The organism is Streptomyces sp. NPDC059582 (assembly GCF_042735715.1).
Taxonomy (GTDB): Bacteria; Actinomycetota; Actinomycetes; order Streptomycetales; family Streptomycetaceae; genus Streptomyces.
The window spans coordinates 57,022-75,314 of record NZ_JBHWCC010000029.1; the positions used below are offsets into that span (position 1 = coordinate 57,022).

The following is an 18,293-nucleotide window of genomic DNA, read 5'->3' on the forward strand; positions in this document are numbered from 1 at the left end:
CATGCTCGGCTGCCGATCGAGTCTCAGCACCACATCGTCGTCCGGTACCGCCGCGATCGGCTGAACCGATGCGTGCCGACCGCGTCTTCGCGTACGGCGCCACCGCCGGCCTCCTGGGCGACCTGTTCCTCGGCGATCCGCGCCGCGGGCACCCGGTCGCGGCGTTCGGGCGGGCGGCCGGGGCCGTCGAACAGATGCTGTGGCGGGACCACCGGGGCCGGGGCGCGCTGCACACCGTCGTGTGCGTCGGCGGCGCCGTGGCACTCGGGGCCGTGGCCACCCGCGCCGTGCGTTCCTCCACCGCCGCCTCCGTGGCCCTGACCGCCACCGCCACCTGGGCCGTCGTCGGGGGCACTTCACTCGCCCGCGAGGCCGGGGCCGTCGGACGTGCGCTGCGAGCCGGGGACGTCGACGGTGCCCGCGCCCGGCTGCCCCATCTGTGCGGGCGCGACCCGCAGGCCCTGGACGCCGACGGGATCGCCCGGGCGGTCGTCGAGTCGGTCGCCGAGAACACCTCCGACGCCGTCGTCGGCGCGCTGGTGTGGGGAGCCGTCGGCGGGGTGCCGGCCCTGCTCGGCTTCCGGGCCGTCAACACCCTCGACGCCATGGTCGGCCACCGCTCGCCCCGCTATCTGCGCTACGGGTGGGCCTCCGCCCGGCTCGACGACCTCGCCGGCTGGCCGGGCGCCCGCCTCACCGCCGTACTCGCGGCCGTCTGCGGAGACGATCCGCGGGGGGCCGTACGGGCCTGGAGGGCCGACGCGGCCAGACATCCCAGTCCCAACGCCGGCCCCGTGGAGGCCTCGTTCGCGGGGGCCCTCGGCGTGCGGCTCGGCGGCACCCTCTCCTACGCCGGGCGCGTCGAGCACCGGCCCGTCCTCAACGGCGCCGACGGGCGGCCCGTCCGGGTCACGGACATCGACCGGGCCGTACGGCTCTCCCGTCGCGTCGGCTGGCTCGCGCTCGGCGTCAGCGCCGCCGCGCGACTCCTCGTGAAGGGGCGTACGTCATGAACGGTGGTCTCCTGGTCGCCGGCACCACCTCCGACGCGGGCAAGAGCGTCGTCACCGCGGGGATCTGCCGGTGGCTGGTACGACAGGGCGTCAAAGTGGCGCCCTTCAAGGCGCAGAACATGTCCCTGAACTCGTTCGTCACCCGCGAGGGCGCCGAGATCGGACGCGCCCAGGCCATGCAGGCACAGGCCGCGCGCGTCCAGCCGACCGCGCTGATGAACCCCGTGCTGCTCAAGCCCGGGAGCGACCGCAGCAGCCAGGTCGTCCTCATGGGCAGGCCCGTGGGCGAGATGACCGCGCGCGGCTATCACGGGGGGCGGCAACAGGCGCTCCTCGGGACCGTCCTCGACTGCCTCGCCGAGTTGCGGGGCACCTATGACGCGGTGATCTGTGAGGGGGCCGGCAGTCCGGCCGAGATCAACCTGCGCCGGACCGACATCGTGAACATGGGGATCGCCCGCAACGCCCGGCTGCCCGTCCTCGTGGTCGGCGACATCGACCGCGGGGGCGTGTTCGCCTCCTTCTTCGGCACCGTCGCGCTGCTGTCCCCCGAGGACCAGGAGTTCGTCGCGGGGTTCCTCGTCAACAAGTTCCGCGGCGACGTGTCGCTGCTGGAACCCGGACTGGACATGCTGCGCGGACTCACCGGCCGGCGCACGTACGGCGTCCTGCCGTTCCAGCACGGCCTCGGCATCGACGAGGAGGACGGCCTGCGGGTCTCCCTGCGGGGCGCCGTGCGGGAGTCCGCGGTCACCGCTCCGGTCGGCGAGGACGTCCTGCGGGTCGCCGTCTGCGCGATCCCGCTCATGTCCAACTTCACGGACGTGGACGCGCTGGCCGCCGAACCGGGCGTCGTCGTGCGGTTCGTGGACCGGGCCGAGGAACTCGCCGACGCCGACCTCGTCGTGATCCCGGGAACCCGGGGGACGGTCAACGCCCTGGAATGGATGCGGCGGCGTGGTCTCGCCGACGCGCTGCGGCGCAGGGCCGCCGAGGGACGGCCGGTGCTCGGCATCTGCGGCGGCTTCCAGATCCTCGGCGAACACATCGAGGACGAGGTGGAGAGCCGGCGCGGGCCGGTCGACGGGCTCGGGATGCTGCCCGTACGGGTGCGGTTCGCGCCCGAGAAGACACTCAGCCGGCCGGTCGGCGAGGCCCTCGGCGAACAGGTCGAGGGATACGAGATCCACCACGGAATCGCCCGGGTCACCGGCGGGGAGCCCTTCCTGGACGGCTGCCGGGTCGGCGCCGTCTGGGGCACCCACTGGCACGGCTCACTGGAGTCGGACGGTTTCCGGCGGGCCTTCCTGCGCGAGGTGGCGGCCGCCGCGGGCCGCCGCTTCGTACCGGCCCCCGACACGTCGTTCGCCGCGCTGCGCGAGGAACAGCTCGACCGGCTCGGCGACCTGATCGAACAGCACGCGGACACGGACGCGTTGTGGCGGCTCATCGAGTCCGGCGCGCCGCAAGGACTGCCCTTCATCCCACCGGGAGCGCCCGCATGAGCACAGTGTTGTTGTTGTCGACCGCAGACACCGATCTGCTGGCGGCCCGGGCCTCCGGCGCCCCGTACCGGATCGGCAACCCGACCCGGGTCGACGTCGCCGAGGAGCTCCCGGAGCTGATCCGGGGCGCCGACCTCGTCGTCGTACGGCTGCTCGGCGGCAAGCGGGCCTGGGAGGACGGGCTGGCCGCGCTGAAGGCGTCCGGCATCCCGACCGTGCTGCTCGGCGGGGAGGCCGTGCCCGACGCCGAGTTGATGGCGGAGTCCTCGGTGCCGGCCGGCGTCGTCGCGGAGGCGCTGCGCTATCTCGTCGAGGGCGGACCCGCCAACCTCGTCGAACTGGCCCGGTTCCTGTCCGACACCGTGCTGCTGACCGGCGAGGGCTTCGTCGAACCGCTGAAGATGCCGGAGTACGGGATCCACGGGGCGCGTCCCCGCGAAGAGGGCCGCCCGACCGTCGGGGTGCTCTTCTACCGCGCCCACCAACTGAGCGGCAACACCGGCTTCGTCGACACACTGTGCGACGCCATCGAGGCCCGGGGCGCCAACGCCCTCGCCGTGTACTGCGGTTCGCTGCGCGGCGCCGACGCCGGGCTGTACGAGATCCTCGCGACGGCGGACGCGCTCGTCGCCACCGTGCTCGCCGCGGGCGGCACCCACGCCTCGCAGGCCTCCGCGGGCGGCGACGAGGAGGCCTGGGACATCGGCGCCCTCGCCGGCCTCGACATCCCCGTGCTGCAAGGGCTCTGCCTGACCTCGTCGAAGAGCGCCTGGGACGCGTCGGACGCCGCGCTCTCCCCCATGGACGCGGCGATGCAGGTCGCGATCCCGGAGTTCGACGGACGCCTCATCACCGTGCCGTTCTCGTTCAAGGAGCAGGGCCCGGACGACGTGCCGGTGTACGTCGCCGACCCCGAGCGGGCCGCGCGGGTCGCCGGGATCGCCGTACGGCACGCCCGGTTGAGGCACCGGCCCAACGCGGAGAAGAAGCTCGCGCTGGTCTTCACCGCCTACCCCACCAAGCACTCCCGGGTCGGCAACGCGGTCGGGCTCGACACGCCCGCCTCCGCCGTACGGGTCCTCGACGCCCTGCGGGACGCCGGGTACGGGGTCGACGGGCACCCCGACAACGGCGACGAGCTGATCCACCGGCTGATCGCGGCCGGCGGCCACGACGTCGAGTGGCTCACCGAGGAGCAGCTCGCCGCCGCGCCCGCCCGCGTGCCCCTCGCCGACTACCAGGAGTGGTTCGAGCGGCTCGACCCCGGACTGCGCGACGGGATGCGGGAGGCGTGGGGCGAACCCCCGGGCAACCTGTACGTCGACGGGGACGACATCGTCCTGGCGTCCCTGCGGTTCGGGAACGTCGTCGTCATGATCCAGCCGCCGCGTGGCTTCGGCGAGAACCCGATCGCGATCTACCACGACCCCGACATGCCACCGTCGCACCACTACATGGCGGCCTACCGGTGGCTGGAGAACAGCTTCGGGGCCGACGCGGTCGTCCACATGGGCAAGCACGGCACGATGGAGTGGCTGCCGGGCAAGGGCCTGGGCCTCAGCGGCGGGTGCGCACCGGACGCCGTCCTCGGCGAACTGCCCCTGGTCTACCCCTTCATCGTCAACGACCCCGGCGAGGGCACCCAGGCCAAGCGGCGCGGCCACGCCACGGTCGTCGACCATCTGGTGCCGCCGATGGCCCGCGCCGACACCTACGGCGACCTGGCCAAGCTGGAGCAGCTCCTCGACGAGTACGCGCTCGTCTCCGACCTGGACCCGACCAAGGCCCCGGCCGTCCGCGCCCAGATCTGGACGCTGGTCAAGGCGGCCGAACTGCACCACGACCTGCATGTCGACGAGCAGCCGGACGACGGCGCCTTCGACGAGTTCGTCATGCACATCGACGGCTATCTGTGCGAGATCAAGGACGTGCAGATCAGGGACGGCCTGCACATCCTCGGCGGCGGGCCGGTCGGCGAGCCGCGGGTGAACCTCGTGCTGGCCGTACTGCGGGCCTCGCAGGTGTGGGGCGGCCAGGCGAACGCGCTGCCGGGGCTGCGGGCCTCGCTGGCCGAGCACTTCGCACTGGTGGAGAAGGAGCTGCTCGCCGAGCCGGGCGCGCCGGTGAAGGTGCCGGTCGAGTTGACCGACCTGGTCGAGGGGCCCGCGCGCAGCGCCGCCGACGCGATCGACCTGCTGGAACAGCTGTGCCGGCGGCTCGCGGAGGGCATGGAGGCGAGCGGCTGGGCGGCAACGGCCGTGCCCGCACTGCTGCGTGACGTACTCGGTACCGAACTCCGCGACGCCAAGGCGGTGTTGGAGTTCGCGTGCCATGAGGTCGTGCCCCGGCTGGCCCGTACGACGGACGAGATCGACCACATCCTCAAGGCGCTCGACGGCGGGTACGTCCCGGCCGGCCCGTCCGGGTCCCCGACCCGCGGACTCGTCAACGTCCTGCCGACCGGCCGCAACTTCTACTCGGTCGACCCCAAGGCCATTCCCTCGCGGTTGAGTTGGGAAGTCGGTCAGTCGCTCGCCGACTCCCTCGTGCAGCGCTACCTCCAGGACACCGGCGAGTACCCGCGGTCCGTCGGCCTGACGGTCTGGGGCACGTCGGCCATGCGCACCCAGGGCGACGACATCGCCGAGATCCTGGCGCTGCTGGGCTGCCGCCCGGTCTGGGACGACGCCTCGCGCCGCGTCACCGGCTTCGAGATCGTGCCGCCGGCCGAACTCGGCCGGCCGCGCATCGACGTCACCGTCCGTATCTCCGGCTTCTTCCGGGACGCGTTCCCGCACGTCGTCGGGCTCATCGACGACGCGGTGCGGGCGGTGGCGGAGCTGGACGAACCGGCCGAGTCCAACTACGTCCGGGCGCACGTGGAGCAGGACGCGGCGCAGCACGGCGACCGGCGGCGCGCGACGGCCCGTATCTTCGGCTCCAAGCCCGGCGCGTACGGGGCGGGGCTGCTGCCGCTGATCGACGCCCGCAACTGGCGCTCGGACGCCGACCTCGCCGAGGTGTACGCGGTGTGGGGCGGCTACGCCTACGGACGTGGCCTCGAAGGCCGGGCGGCGCGCGGGGACATGGAGACGGCGTTCCGGCGGATCGCGGTGGCCGCGAAGAACGTCGACACCCGTGAGCACGACCTCGTCGACGCCGACGACTACTTCCAGTACCACGGCGGCATGGTCGCCATGGTGCGGCACCTGACCGGGACCTCGCCCGAGGCGTACGTGGGCGATTCGGCCACGCCGGACCAGGTGCGGACCAGGACCCTGGGCGAGGAGACGCACCGGGTGTTCCGCGCCCGGGTCGTCAACCCGCGCTGGATGGCGGCGATGCGCCGGCACGGCTACAAGGGCGCCTTCGAGATGGCGGCGACGGTCGACTACCTCTTCGGCTACGACGCGACGGCCGGGGTCGTGGACGACTGGATGTACGAGAAGCTCAGCGCCGAGTACGTCTTCGACGCCGGGAACCGGGACTTCATGAAGAAGTCCAATCCCTGGGCGCTGCGCGGCATCACCGAGCGGCTGCTCGAGGCGGCCGACCGCGGCCTGTGGGCCGAGCCGGACGCGGACACGCTGGAACGGCTGCGGGCCACCTATCTGGAGCTCGAGGGCGACTTGGAGGGCGACGACCAGTGAGTACCCCCTTTCCGTTCACGGCCGTCGTCGGCCAGGACGATCTGCGGCTCGCGCTGCTGCTGAACGCCGTGTCGCCCGCGGTGGGCGGTGTGCTGGTGCGCGGCGAGAAGGGCACCGCCAAGTCGACCGCCGTCCGGGCGCTTTCCGCGCTGCTGCCCGAGGTCGCCGTGGTTCCCGGCTGCCGTTTCTCGTGCGACCCGGGCGCACCCGACCCGGCGTGCCCGGACGGGCCGCACGAGGCGGGGACGGGCGCGCGACGCCCGGCCCGCATGGTCGAGTTGCCCGTCGGCGCGTCCGAGGACCGGCTGGTGGGGGCGCTCGACATCGAGCGTGCGCTCGCCGAGGGGGTGAAGGCCTTCGAGCCGGGACTGCTCGCCGACGCCCACCGCGGGATCCTCTACGTGGACGAGGTGAACCTGCTGCACGACCACTTGGTGGACCTGCTGCTGGACGCGGCGGCCATGGGTGCCTCGTACGTCGAGCGTGAGGGCGTGTCCGTCCGGCACGCCGCCCGGTTCCTGCTCGTCGGGACCATGAATCCCGAGGAGGGGGAGCTCAGGCCCCAGCTCCTCGACCGGTTCGGGCTGACCGTCGAGGTGTCCGCCTCGCGCGAGCCGGACCAGCGCGTGGAGGTCGTACGGCGGCGGCTCGCCTACGACGACGACCCCGCCGGCTTCGCGGCTCGCTGGGCCGGGGAGGAGACCGCCGTACGGGCGCGGATCGTGGCGGCGCGGGAACTGCTGCCGCAGGTGCGGCTGGGCGACGGGGCGTTGCGGCAGATCGCGGCGACCTGTGCCGCGTTCGAGGTGGACGGGATGCGGGCCGACATCGTGATGGCCCGTACGGCCACCGCGCTGGCGGCGTGGGCCGGGCGGACGGACGTGCTCGCGGAGGACGTACGGCAGGCCGCGCTGCTGGCACTGCCGCACCGGCGGCGGCGGAATCCCTTCGACGCGCCGGGACTCGACGAGGACAGGCTCGACGAGACGCTGGAGGAGTTCGGCGGGTCCGAGGACGACGATCCCGATCCCGACGGGCCCGGTGGCGGTGGCGGGCAGCCCCCGCGGGCCGACGGTCCGCAAGGCGGTGACACGGGCGCGACGCCCGAGGCCGGTGAGAGCGGTGAGCCGCAGCCGTCCGGTGCCGGTGCGGGCGAGCAGTCCGCCGTACGGGCGGCGGAGCCCTTTCGCGCGAAGGCGCTGAGCGTTCCCGGTCTCGGCGAGGGCGCGGCCGGGCGGCGTTCTCGGGCGCGGACCGAGCACGGGCGGACCACGGGTGCGCGCCGGCCCCGGGGGGCCTTGACGAAGCTGCATCTGGCGGCGACGGTGCAGGCCGCCGCGCCGCATCAGCGGGCGCGCGGCCGGTCCGGGCGCGGTCTCGTGGTGCGCCGGGACGATCTGCGGCAGGCGACCCGGGAGGGGCGCGAGGGGAACCTCGTGCTGTTCGTGGTCGACGCCTCGGGCTCGATGGCGGCCCGGCAGCGGATGAGTGCGGTGAAGGGCGCCGTGCTGTCGCTGCTGCTGGACGCGTACCAGCGGCGCGACAAGGTGGGCCTGGTGACGTTCCGCGGGACGGCGGCGGAGGTGGCGTTGCCGCCGACGTCGTCCGTGGACGCCGCCGCCGTCCGGCTGGAGTCGCTGCCGACCGGCGGGCGTACCCCGCTCGCGGCGGGGCTGCTGCGGGCGCACGAGGTGCTGCGGGTGGAGCGGCTGCGGGACCCCGCGCGGCGGGCGCTGGTGGTGGTCGTGACGGACGGGCGGGCCACGGGCGGGCCCGAACCGGTGGCCCTGGCCGGGCGTGCGGCCGGGCTGTTCGCGGCCGAGAAGATCGCGTCGGTCGTCGTCGACTGCGAGTCCGGGCCGGTGCGGCTGGGACTCGCCGGGCGGCTCGCGGGTGAGCTGGGCGGAACGGCGGTGACGCTGGACGAACTGCGGGCGGACTCTATCGCCGGGCTGGTCAGGGACGTGCAGGGGACTTCGAGGAGGGCCGCGTAGTGCCTCAGGGGCAGCCGAGTGTGGTGCCGGACGACGGTCTGACGACTCGCCAGCGGCGCAATCGTCCGCTGGTCGTGGTGCACACCGGGATCGGGAAGGGCAAGTCCACCGCCGCGTTCGGGCTCGCGCTGCGCGCCTGGAACCAGGGGTGGCCGATCGGGGTGTTCCAGTTCGTCAAGTCGGCGAAGTGGAAGGTCGGCGAGGAGAACGCGCTGCGGGTGCTGGGGGCGTCCGGCGAGGGCGGCACCGTCGACTGGCACAAGATGGGCGAGGGCTGGTCCTGGGTGCAGCGGGACCTTCAGGGGGACAACCTCAGCAACGAGGAGAAGGCCCGCGAGGGCTGGGAGCAGGTCAAGCGGGACCTGGCGGCCGAGACGTACCGGCTGTACGTGCTGGACGAGTTCGCGTACCCGATGCACTGGGGCTGGGTCGACACCGACGAGGTCGTCGACGTGCTGCGCGCGCGGCCAGGCACCCAGCATGTGGTGATCACCGGGCGGAACGCGCCGGAGAAGCTGGTCGGCTTCGCCGATCTCGTCACCGACATGTCCAAGGTCAAGCATCCGATGGACGCCGGCCAGAAGGGGCAGAGGGGCATCGAGTGGTGAGTTCCGTACCCCGGTTGGTGATCGCCGCGCCGTCCTCCGGCAGCGGCAAGACCACCGTCGCCACGGGGTTGATGGCCGCCTTCGCGGGGCGCGGACTCGCCGTGTCGCCGCACAAGGTCGGTCCCGACTACATCGACCCCGGGTATCACGCCCTCGCCACCGGGCGGGTGGGGCGCAACCTCGACGCGTACCTGTGCGGTCCGGAGTTGGTCGGGCCGTTGTTCGCGCACGGTGCGCGCGGCTGCGACGTCGCTGTCGTCGAAGGGGTCATGGGGCTGTACGACGGGGCCGCCGGTGAGGGTGAACTGGCCTCCACCGCGCAGGTGGCGAAGCTGCTGCGGGCGCCGGTGGTGCTGGTCGTCGACGCCTCGTCGCAGTCCCGGTCGGTGGCGGCGCTGGTGCACGGCTTCGCGTCCTGGGATCCGGAGGTGCGGATCGGGGGCGTGATCCTGAACAAGGTCGGGTCGGACCGGCACGAGGAGTTGTTGCGGGAGGCGCTGGACTCGGCGGGGGTGCCGGTGCTGGGCGTGCTGCGGCGCGTCGCGGGGGTGGACACGCCGTCGCGGCATCTGGGGCTGGTGCCGGTCGCCGAGCGGCGGACGGAGGCGGTTCGCGCTGTCGCGGCGATGGCGGCGCAGGTGTCCGACGGGTGCGATCTGGAGGCGTTGCTGGAGCTGGCGCGGGGGGCCGGTGCTCTGTCGGGTGAGGTGTGGGATGCGGCCGAGGCCGTTGCCTCCTCGGCACGGCTGCCCCTGGGGACCGTGCCCCCGGACCCCCTTGTTCGGCCCGGAGGATCTCGTCCCGGAACGCGGGACGGGCTGGACGACGCCGGACGGGACTCGAAGGCACCGGTGATCGCCGTTGCCGGTGGGTCCGCCTTCACCTTCTCCTACGCCGAGCACGGCGAGCTGCTCGCCGCCGCCGGCGCCGACGTCGTGCCGTTCGATCCGCTGCGGGACGAGCAACTCCCCGACGGAACCCGCGGGTTGGTCATCGGCGGTGGTTTTCCGGAGGTGTACGCCGCCGAGTTGTCCGCCAACGAGCCGCTGCGCAAGGCCGTCGCCGAGCTGGCGCTGAGCGGGGCTCCCGTCGCGGCCGAGTGCGCGGGGCTGTTGTACCTGTGCCGGGAGCTGGACGGGCAGCCGATGTGCGGGGTGCTCGACGTCCGGGCGCGGATGAGCGAGCGGCTCACCCTCGGGTACCGGGACGCCGTGGCCGTGAGCGACAGTGTGCTCGCGAGCGCCGGGCAGCGGATGCGCGGCCACGAGTTCCATCGGACCGTCGTCGAGCCGGGGGCGGGCGAGGCTGCGGCGTGGGGGGTACGTGCCCCTCGGCCGCGGCTCGAGGGTTTTGTCCAAGCGGGGGTGCACGCGAGTTATCTGCACACGCACTGGGCGTCGGCGCCCGGTGCGGCCCGTCGGTTCGTCGAGAGGTGCCGGACGTCATGAGCAGCAGACTGATCGGAGTAGGAGTCGGTCCCGGCGACCCCGAGCTGGTGACCGTCAAGGGGGTCAACGCGCTGCGGGCCGCCGAGGTGGTCGTCGTACCGGTGATGGCCGCGGCGGACGGGACGGACGGCGGTGAGCGCGGCAGGGCCGAGGCGACCGTGCTGCACTACGTGCCCGAGGAGAAGGTCGTCCGGGTCGTGTTCGCGCTGAACGAGCGCAGCGACCGGGCCCGGCGCGAGGCCGCCTGGGACGCGGCCGGGGCGCGGGTCGCCGGGCTGCTGGAGGCGCACGGCAGCGTCGCCTTCGCGACCATCGGCGATCCGAACGTGTACTCGACCTTCACCTATCTCGCGCTGACCATCGCCGAGTCGGTGCCGGGGGTCGTCGTTGAGACCGTGCCCGGGATCACCGCCATGCAGGATCTCGCGGCGCGTTCGGGCGCGGTGCTCACCGAGGGGACCGAGCCGCTGACCCTCGTGCCGGTCACCGCCGGGGCCGCCGTGCTCAAGGACGCGTTGAACGGGCCCGGCACCGTCGTCGCGTACAAGTTCGGTCGGCAGGCCGGGGAGGTCGCGGAGGCGCTGCGCGAGACCGGGCGGCTCGAGGGTGCCGTGTGGGGCTCGGCACTGGGGCTGGCCGACGAGTCCATCCAGCCGGCCGTGGACCTCGGGGACGGTCCGCTGCCCTATCTCTCGACGCTCATCGCGCCCGCGCCGCGGGACGGCGGCCGGGGCGGCAAACTGTGACGGCCCGCGGCGCGTCCGGCCCATCCGGCACTACCGGCATTACCGGCACCACCGGCACTACCGGCACTACCGGCACTACCGGTTTCGCCATATCCGCCGTCTCCACCGGGTCTGGCGTCTCCACCGGGTCCAGCGGCTCATCCGGCCAAGCCCACCACCAGCCAGATGAACGCCACGCCCGCGACCGTGCACAGCAGGGTCGATTGGGCGGGGTGCTCGTGGTGGGCCTCGGGGAGGATCTCGGCCGCCGCGAGATAGAGCAGCGCACCGCCGAAGAGACCGAGATAGCCGCCGAGCAGTTGCTCGGGGAGGGTGAAGAACGCGGTCGAGGCGGCGCCGAGGACCGGTGCCGCCGCGTCCGCGAACAGCATGGCGAGCGCCTTGCGCCGGGCGTTCCCGTACAGGCTGGTGATCGTGTACGTGTTGAAGCCGTCCGCGAAGTCGTGGGCGATCACCGCGAGCGCGACCGCCGTGCCCATGCCGTGGCCGACCTGGAAGGCCGCACCGATCGCGACGCCGTCCATGGCGCTGTGTCCGACCATCGCGGCGGCCGCCGTCAGGCCCACCTCGGGTGCCCGGCCGTCGCGCGGGGCCTGCCCGGGGTGTCCCGGGGGCGCGGCCGGATGCCCGCTCTCGTCCGCGCCGTGCCCGGCCTGACGAGCGGCCAGCAGACGTTCCACCATATGGGCCAGCAGGAAGCCGGCCACGAAGAGCAGCAGCGCGGCCGGTACGCCGTGGATCTCGGTGCCCGCCGCCCGCAGTGCCTCGGGCAGCAGGTCCAGGCCGACCACGCCGAGCATCAGGCCGCCGGCCAGGCCGAGGACGAGATGGCGGCGGTCGGTCACCCGCTGTGCCGTCCAGCCGCCGGCCAGCGTCATCAGGAACGCGCCGAGCGCGACGAAGACCGCCATGTGCCCTTGCTATCCGATCGACCCCGGGTCGCGCACATCCGACCCCCGTCACGTTGAAGTTCCGTACGAGAGGACTCGAACCCATGGCCGATGCCACCACCGGCAAGGTGACCTTCGTCGGTGCCGGCCCCGGCGCCGCCGACCTGCTGACGTTCCGGGCCGCGCGCGCCATCGCCGAGGCCGACGTCGTGATCTGGGCCGCGAGCCTGGTCCAGGCGGAGGTCCTCGAACACGCGCGTGAGGACGCGGAGATCCTCGACTCGGCGGCCATGTCCCTGGAGGACGTGGTGGCGGTGTACGAGCGGGCCCTCGGGGACGGGCTGCGCGTGGCCCGGATCCACTCCGGCGACCCCGCGCTGTGGGGCGGTACGCAGGAGCAGCTCGACCGGTGCGACGTGCTCGGGATCGAGACGGAGGTCGTGCCCGGCGTCTCCTCCTTCTCGGCCGTCGCCGCGCTCGCGCAGCGCGAGTTGACCATCCCCGAGGTCGCGCAGTCCGTGGTGCTGACCCGGCTCGGCGGCGGCAAGACGCCGATGCCGCCCGGGGAGGAGGTGCGCGAGTTCGCCCGGCACGGGACGACCATGGCGGTCTTCCTGTCGGCGGCGCGCAGCGGCCAGCTGGTGCGGGAACTGCTGGAGGGCGGGTATCCGACGGACACCCCGGTCGTCGTGGCCTACCAGGCGACCTGGCCGGAGGAGCTGATCGTGAAGTGCACGATCGGCACGCTGGAGGAGACCGTCAAGGAACACAAGCTCTGGAAACACACCCTGTTCCTGGTCGGTCCGGCGCTCGACGCCAGCGGTACGCGCTCGCACCTCTACCACCCGGGCCACTTCCACGGCTACCGCAAGGCGGACCCGGAGGCCCGCAAGGCACTGCGCGCCCGGGGCGCCGGCACGTGATCACGGTCGTCGGCACGGGAACCGGTGCGCCGCCGCCCGCGGACGTCCTCGCGGGGGCGGAGCTCGTCGTGGGCGGCCGGCGGCACCTGGACGCCGTACGGCCCGCGGTGCCGGAGAGGGCCGAGCTGATCGTCCTGGGGGCGCTGGCGCCCGCCCTCGACACCGTCGAGGAGTATGTCGGCAAGGGGCGGCCGGTCGTCGTGCTCGCCTCCGGGGACCCGGGCTTCTTCGGGATCGTGCGGGTGCTCGCGCAGCGGTTCGGGGCCGGGGCGCTCGACGTCCGGCCCGGGGTGTCCTCCGTGGCGGCCGCGTTCGCCCGGATCGGGCTGCCCTGGGACGACGCCGTGGTCGTCAGCGCGCACGGGCGGGAGCTGCGCGGCGCGGTCAACGTGTGCCGCGCGCATCCGAAGGCCGCCGTGCTGACCGGGCCCGGCGCCGGCCCCGCCGAGCTGGGCGCGGCCCTCGCCCGCGCGTGCGCCGACCGGGTCCTGGTGGTGGCCTCGGCGCTGGGCGACCCCGCGCGCGAACGCGTCGAGCGGGTGACGCCGGCGCAGGCCGCCGCCCGTGACTGGGGTGCGGCGGTGAACGTGGTGCTGTGCCTGGACGAGACACGGACGGTCGGCGGGATGCGCACGGTCGCCGGGGCGGCGCCGGGACCGGCGGGCTGGGCGCTGGAGGAGAGCGGGTTCGCGCACCGCGACTCGATGATCACCAAGTTCGAGGTGCGGGCGCTGGCGCTGGCCCGGCTCGGGCCGCGCCCGGGTGACCTGGTCTGGGACGTCGGCGCGGGCTCCGGATCGGTGGCCGTGGAGTGCGCGCGGCTGGGCGCCGCCGTCAGCGCGGTGGAGAAGACCCCGGACGGTGTCGCACGGATCCGCGCCAACGCCGCCGCGCACGGCGTGGACGTGCACGTGGTGCGGGGCACGGCGCCGGCGGCGCTGGCCGAACTCGACGATCCCGACGCGGTGTTCGTCGGCGGCGGGGGCCGTGAACTGCCCGCCGTCGTCACCGCGTGCGCGCGGCGGGCCCGGCGGAGCGTGGTCGTCGCGATGGCCGCGCTGGACCGGGTGCCGGCCGCGCGGGCGGCGCTCACCGGCGCCGGGTTCGACTGCGAAGGGGTGCTGCTGCAGTCGTCGCGGCTCGCGCCGCTGCCGGGGGACGTGACCCGGCTGGCGGCTGCCAATCCCGTGTTCCTGCTGTGGGGCACCCGCCCCGCGGTGCGTAGCGAAGGAGTTGCTCAGTGATCGGCCTCATTTCCGCCACCGCGGCCGGGGCGGCGGCGCGCGACCGGCTGGCCGCGGCCTGGCCCGACCGTACGCGGGTGTACGACGAGCCCGTGGGGGACGCCGTACGGCGGGCGTTCGCGGAGTGCGAGCAGCTGGTGTGCTTCCTGGCGACGGGGGCGGTGGTACGGCTCGTCGCGCCGCTGCTGGGCGACAAGCGAACCGACCCGGGTGTCGTGTGCGTCGACGAGGGCGGGCGGTTCGCCGTGTCGCTGGTGGGCGGGCACGGCGGCGGTGCCAACGAACTGGCCCGTGCGGTCGGCGGGTTGCTGGGCGCCGAGCCGGTGGTGACGACCGCGACCGACGCGGTGGGCGTGCCCGGTCTCGACACGCTCGGCCTCCCCGTGGAGGGAGACGTCGCCGGGGTGACCCGGGCCCTGCTGGACGGGGAGCCGGTCGCGCTGCGCGAGGAGGTGTCCTGGCCGCTGCCCGCGCTGCCGGTGGCGGCGCGCGGCGCGTACACGATCCGGCTGACCGACCGCGCGGTGGAGGCCGCCGCGCACGAGGTGCTGCTGCGTCCGCCGTCCCTGGTCGTCGGGGTCGGCGCGGCCAAGGGGGCCCCGGCCGACGAGGTGCTCGGGCTGGTCGAGGGGGCGTTGCGGGAGGCGGGGCTGTCCGCGCGCAGCGTCGCCGAACTCGCCACCGTCGACGCCAAGGCGCAGGAGCCCGGCATCGTCGCCGCCGCCGCGCGGCTCGGCGTGCCGCTGGTGACCTACCGTGCCGGGGAGTTGGCGGATGTCGAGGTGCCGAACCCCTCCGACGCGCCGCTCGCCGCCGTCGGCACGCCCTCCGTCGCGGAGGCCGCCGCCCTCGTGCGGGGCGGTGAACTCCTCGTTCCCAAGCGGAAGTCGCGGCGCGCCGACGGGCGGCCGGCGATGGCGACCTGCGCGGTCGTACGGCGTCCGGGGCGCGGGCGGCTCGCGGTGGTCGGGCTCGGTCCCGGCGCCCGGGACCTGCTGACACCGCGCGCCGAGGCGGAGTTGCGGCGGGCGTCCGTGCTCGTCGGACTCGACCAGTACGTCGACCAGATCCGTGATCTGCTGCGGCCCGGTACCCGGATCCTGGAGTCGGGGCTCGGCGCGGAGGAGGAGCGGGCGCGCACCGCGGTGGCGCAGGCCCGGCGCGGGCGGGCCGTCGCGCTGATCGGGAGCGGGGACGCGGGCGTGTACGCCATGGCGTCGCCCGCGCTCGCCGAGGCGTCCGACGACATCGACGTGGTCGGGGTGCCCGGGGTGACGGCGGCGCTGGCGGCCGGGGCGATCCTGGGCGCGCCGCTGGGCCACGACCATGTCTCGATCAGCCTGTCCGACCTGCACACGCCGTGGGAGGTCATCGAGCGGCGGGTGCGGGCCGCGGCCGAGGCGGACATCGTCGTGACGTTCTACAACCCGCGCAGCCGGGGCCGCGACTGGCAGCTGCCGAAGGCCCTGGCGATCCTCGCGGAGCACCGGGAGCCCATGACGCCGGTCGGTGTCGTACGCAACGCCTCGCGCCCGGACGAGTCCAGCCGGGTCTCCACGCTGGCCGCGCTGGACCCGGCGACGGTCGACATGATGACGGTCGTGACCGTGGGCAACACGGCGACCCGGCAGATCGCGGGGCGCATGGTGACCCCGCGCGGCTACCGCTGGCAGGAGGAGCCTCAGTGAACCGTGTGGTCCATCCGATCGAGCAGGAGTCCTTCCGGCGGCTGCGGGCCCGGCTGGACACCTCGCGCTTCGCGCCGCTGACCCGGGCGGTGGTGGAGCGGGTCGTCCACTCCGCGGCCGACCTCGAATACGCCGACGATCTCGTCATGGACGAGGGGACGTTGGAGAGGGCGCACGCCGCGCTGCACGCGGGGGCGCCGGTGGTCGTGGACGTGGAGATGGTCGCCGCGGGCATCACGCGCCGCGAGACCGTCTGTCGTCTGAAGGACGCGAGGTCCGGCGCCGGGCTGACCCGTTCGGCGCACGCGATCCGGCTGGCGTACGAGGAGGTCGGCCCCGGTGCCCTGTGGGTGATCGGCTGTGCGCCGACCGCTCTGGAGGAGCTGCTGACGCTGGGCGCCGCCCCCGCGCTCGTCATCGGTCTGCCCGTCGGGTTCGTCGGGGCGGTCGAGTCCAAGGCCGCGTTGCGCGAGAGCGGGCTGCCCGCAGTGAGCAACGTGTCCGAGAAGGGCGGCTCGGCGGTCGCCGCGGCCGCGCTCAACGCCCTGCTGTATCAGTCCGTTTCGCATTCCGAGGAGAAATCGTGACCACCCCGCCGCCCGCCCTGCTCATCGCCGGCCATGGCACCCGGGACGAGGCCGGAGCCGAGGCGTTCCGTTCCTTCGTACGGGAGTTGGGCCGCCGCCACCCCGAACTGCCCGTCGCGGGCGGCTTCATCGAGCTGTCCCCGCCGCCGCTGGGCGACGCGGTGACCGAGCTGGTGGAGCGGGGGGTGCGCCGGTTCGCCGCCGTACCGCTGATGCTGGTGTCCGCCGGGCACGCCAAGGGGGACATTCCGGCGGCGCTGTCGCGTGAGCAGGAACGGCACCCCGGGATCTCGTACACCTACGGCCGTCCGCTGGGCCCGCACCCGTCGCTGCTGAACGTGCTGGAGCGGCGCCTGGACGAGGCGCTCGGCGGTGCGGGCCGCACGCCCGAGGACCGGGCCGACGTGACTGTGCTGTTGGTCGGGCGCGGCTCGACCGACCCGGACGCCAACGCCGAGGTGCACAAGGCGGCGCGGCTGCTGTGGGAGGGGCGCGGTTACGCGGGCGTGGAGACGGCGTTCGTGTCGCTGGCGGCACCGGACGTGCCCAGCGGCCTCGACCGGTGTGTGCGGCTGGGCGCCCGCCGGATCGTCGTCCTGCCCTACTTCCTGTTCACCGGCGTCCTCCCGGAGCGGGTACGTCAGCAGACGGAGGGCTGGGCGGCCGCGCATCCCGGGGTCGAGGTGCGGTCGGCGGACGTGATCGGTGCCGAGCCGGAGCTCCTGGACCTGGTGAGGGAACGGTACGAGGAGGCGGTGAAGGGCGATCTGCGGATGAACTGCGACTCGTGCGTGTACCGCATCGCGCTGCCGGGCTTCGAGGACAAGGTGGGGCTGCCGCAGCAGCCGCACTTCCACCCGGACGACGACGGGCATCACGACGGCCACCACGGGCACCATCAGCACGGGGGGCACACGCATTCGCATGCGCACTGACGACTCCCTCGAAGAGGGTCCTGACCTGCGGCATCACGGGGACGCCGAGGTCCGCGACGACGGGGCGGAGCTGGTCGACCTGGCCGTCAACGTCCGCGCGGACACGCCCCCGGCCTGGCTGCGGGAACGGATCGCCGGGTCGCTCGGCGGGCTCGCCGCCTATCCGGACGGGCGGGCGGCACGGGCGGCGGTGGCGGCACGGCACGGACTGCCGGTGGACCGGGTGCTGCTGACGGCGGGCGCGGCGGAGGCGTTCGTGCTGCTGGCGCGCGCGCTGAAGGTGCGTCGGCCCGTGGTCGTGCACCCGCAGTTCACCGAGCCGGAGGCGGCGCTGCGGGACGCCGGGCACACCGTCGACCGGGTGCTCCTGCGGGCGGCGGACGGCTTCCGGCTGGATCCGGCCTCGGTGCCTCAGGACGCGGACCTGGTGGTGATCGGCAATCCGACGAATCCCACGTCGGTGCTGCATCCGGCCGCGCTGATCGCCGGACTCGCCCGCCCCGGGCGGACGTTGGTGGTCGACGAGGCCTTCATGGACGCCGTGCCGGGCGAGCGGGAGGCCCTGGCCGGGCGGACGGACGTGCCGGGCCTCGTGGTGCTGCGCAGCCTCACCAAGACATGGGGCCTGGCCGGACTGCGCATCGGCTATGTGCTGTCGTCCCCCGAGACGGTCACCGCGCTGGAGCGGGCCCAGCCGCTGTGGCCGGTGTCCACGCCCGCGCTCGCGGCGGCCGAGGCGTGCGTGGACCCGCGGGCGCTGGCGGAGGCGGCCCACGCGGCTCGTCGCGTCGCCGGTGACCGGGCCCATCTGGTCGCGGGCCTCGCGGGGTTGGCGTCAGCGGGCGTGCAGGTCGTGGGGCCGGCCGAGGGACCGTTCGTGCTGGTCCGGATGCCGGAGGCGGGCGCCGTACGACGGCGGCTGCGGGAGCTGGGCTTCGCGGTACGGCGCGGCGACACGTTTCCCGGGCTGGGCGAGGAGTGGGTACGGCTCGCGGTGCGGGACCGGGCTACGGTGAACGCTTTTCTGGCGGCGCTGGGGCGGGCGTTGACGGGGTGAGACGG

General features: G+C 74.2%; 14 protein-coding genes. 13 read left to right on the forward strand and 1 reads right to left on the reverse strand.

From position 1 onward, the window contains the following. The first annotated feature begins 68 nt into the window (after positions 1 to 68). From ACFV0T_RS24070 to cobI, 7 genes are read left to right on the forward strand one after another with little or no spacing between them, the layout of a single operon-like run. The gene (locus ACFV0T_RS24070; RefSeq protein WP_385782661.1) at positions 69 to 1,013 is read left to right on the forward strand and encodes a cobalamin biosynthesis protein; all 945 of its coding nucleotides are present in this window, start codon (positions 69 to 71) and stop codon (positions 1,011 to 1,013) included. Further along, entirely contained in the window at positions 1,010 to 2,518 is a 1,509-nt protein-coding gene (locus tag ACFV0T_RS24075) for a cobyric acid synthase (protein ID WP_385782664.1), read from the forward strand. The genes ACFV0T_RS24070 and ACFV0T_RS24075 overlap by 4 nt, the downstream gene beginning before the upstream one ends. Further along, positions 2,515 to 6,168, forward strand: a complete 3,654-nt coding sequence (gene cobN / locus ACFV0T_RS24080; protein ID WP_385782666.1) for a cobaltochelatase subunit CobN — start codon at positions 2,515 to 2,517, stop codon at positions 6,166 to 6,168. Before ACFV0T_RS24075 ends, cobN begins: the two co-directional genes overlap by 4 nt. After that, positions 6,165 to 8,162 carry a putative cobaltochelatase gene (locus ACFV0T_RS24085; RefSeq protein WP_385782669.1) on the forward strand — a complete coding sequence of 666 codons (1,998 nt, stop codon included), beginning with the start codon at positions 6,165 to 6,167 and terminating at the stop codon, positions 8,160 to 8,162. The genes cobN and ACFV0T_RS24085 overlap by 4 nt, the downstream gene beginning before the upstream one ends. Beyond that, a complete protein-coding gene (gene cobO, locus ACFV0T_RS24090; protein WP_385782672.1) occupies positions 8,162 to 8,770 on the forward strand; it encodes a cob(I)yrinic acid a,c-diamide adenosyltransferase in 609 nt (202 codons plus the stop codon). Before ACFV0T_RS24085 ends, cobO begins: the two co-directional genes overlap by 1 nt. Further along, positions 8,764 to 10,218 (forward strand): cobyrinate a,c-diamide synthase, encoded by a 1,455-nt coding sequence (locus ACFV0T_RS24095; RefSeq protein WP_385782675.1) that lies wholly within the window; start codon positions 8,764 to 8,766, stop codon positions 10,216 to 10,218. The genes cobO and ACFV0T_RS24095 overlap by 7 nt, the downstream gene beginning before the upstream one ends. Then, positions 10,215 to 10,964 carry a precorrin-2 C(20)-methyltransferase gene (cobI, locus tag ACFV0T_RS24100; protein ID WP_385782678.1) on the forward strand — a complete coding sequence of 250 codons (750 nt, stop codon included), beginning with the start codon at positions 10,215 to 10,217 and terminating at the stop codon, positions 10,962 to 10,964. Before ACFV0T_RS24095 ends, cobI begins: the two co-directional genes overlap by 4 nt. A 137-nt stretch (positions 10,965 to 11,101) precedes the next feature. Here cobI and ACFV0T_RS24105 read toward each other — a convergent pair whose 3' ends face one another. Further along, a complete protein-coding gene (locus ACFV0T_RS24105) occupies positions 11,102 to 11,875 on the reverse strand; it encodes a ZIP family metal transporter (RefSeq protein WP_385782681.1) in 774 nt (257 codons plus the stop codon). An 83-nt stretch (positions 11,876 to 11,958) separates the two neighbouring features. On the opposite strand from ACFV0T_RS24105, the gene cobM reads away from it, so the two are divergent. From cobM to cobC, 6 genes are read left to right on the forward strand one after another with little or no spacing between them, the layout of a single operon-like run. Then, positions 11,959 to 12,777 (forward strand): precorrin-4 C(11)-methyltransferase, encoded by an 819-nt coding sequence (gene cobM, locus ACFV0T_RS24110; RefSeq protein WP_385782684.1) that lies wholly within the window; start codon positions 11,959 to 11,961, stop codon positions 12,775 to 12,777. Continuing rightward, on the forward strand, positions 12,774 to 14,021 hold the full coding sequence (gene cbiE / locus ACFV0T_RS24115) for a precorrin-6y C5,15-methyltransferase (decarboxylating) subunit CbiE (protein WP_385782687.1): 1,248 nt from the start codon (positions 12,774 to 12,776) through the stop codon (positions 14,019 to 14,021). The genes cobM and cbiE overlap by 4 nt, the downstream gene beginning before the upstream one ends. Beyond that, positions 14,018 to 15,709, forward strand: a complete 1,692-nt coding sequence (cobJ, locus tag ACFV0T_RS24120; RefSeq protein ID WP_385782690.1) for a precorrin-3B C(17)-methyltransferase — start codon at positions 14,018 to 14,020, stop codon at positions 15,707 to 15,709. Before cbiE ends, cobJ begins: the two co-directional genes overlap by 4 nt. Continuing rightward, on the forward strand, positions 15,706 to 16,296 hold the full coding sequence (locus tag ACFV0T_RS24125; protein WP_385782693.1) for a precorrin-8X methylmutase: 591 nt from the start codon (positions 15,706 to 15,708) through the stop codon (positions 16,294 to 16,296). Before cobJ ends, ACFV0T_RS24125 begins: the two co-directional genes overlap by 4 nt. After that, the gene (locus ACFV0T_RS24130) at positions 16,293 to 17,231 is read left to right on the forward strand and encodes a sirohydrochlorin chelatase (RefSeq protein ID WP_385782696.1); all 939 of its coding nucleotides are present in this window, start codon (positions 16,293 to 16,295) and stop codon (positions 17,229 to 17,231) included. The genes ACFV0T_RS24125 and ACFV0T_RS24130 overlap by 4 nt, the downstream gene beginning before the upstream one ends. Then, on the forward strand, positions 17,221 to 18,288 hold the full coding sequence (cobC, locus tag ACFV0T_RS24135; RefSeq protein ID WP_385782697.1) for an Rv2231c family pyridoxal phosphate-dependent protein CobC: 1,068 nt from the start codon (positions 17,221 to 17,223) through the stop codon (positions 18,286 to 18,288). Before ACFV0T_RS24130 ends, cobC begins: the two co-directional genes overlap by 11 nt. Positions 18,289 to 18,293 lie beyond the last annotated feature (5 nt).

Bases quoted from the DNA above. Each gene is read 5' to 3' on its own strand.
- ACFV0T_RS24105 (WP_385782681.1), bottom strand. From the start codon at position 11,875: ATGGCGGTCTTCGTCGCGCTCGGCGCGTTCCTGATGACGCTGGCCGGC.
- ACFV0T_RS24070 (WP_385782661.1), top strand. From the start codon at position 69: ATGCGTGCCGACCGCGTCTTCGCGTACGGCGCCACCGCCGGCCTCCTG.
- cobM (WP_385782684.1), top strand. From the start codon at position 11,959: ATGGCCGATGCCACCACCGGCAAGGTGACCTTCGTCGGTGCCGGCCCC.
- cobC (WP_385782697.1), top strand. From the start codon at position 17,221: ATGCGCACTGACGACTCCCTCGAAGAGGGTCCTGACCTGCGGCATCAC.
- ACFV0T_RS24075 (WP_385782664.1), top strand. From the start codon at position 1,010: ATGAACGGTGGTCTCCTGGTCGCCGGCACCACCTCCGACGCGGGCAAG.
- cobI (WP_385782678.1), top strand. From the start codon at position 10,215: ATGAGCAGCAGACTGATCGGAGTAGGAGTCGGTCCCGGCGACCCCGAG.
- cobN (WP_385782666.1), top strand. From the start codon at position 2,515: ATGAGCACAGTGTTGTTGTTGTCGACCGCAGACACCGATCTGCTGGCG.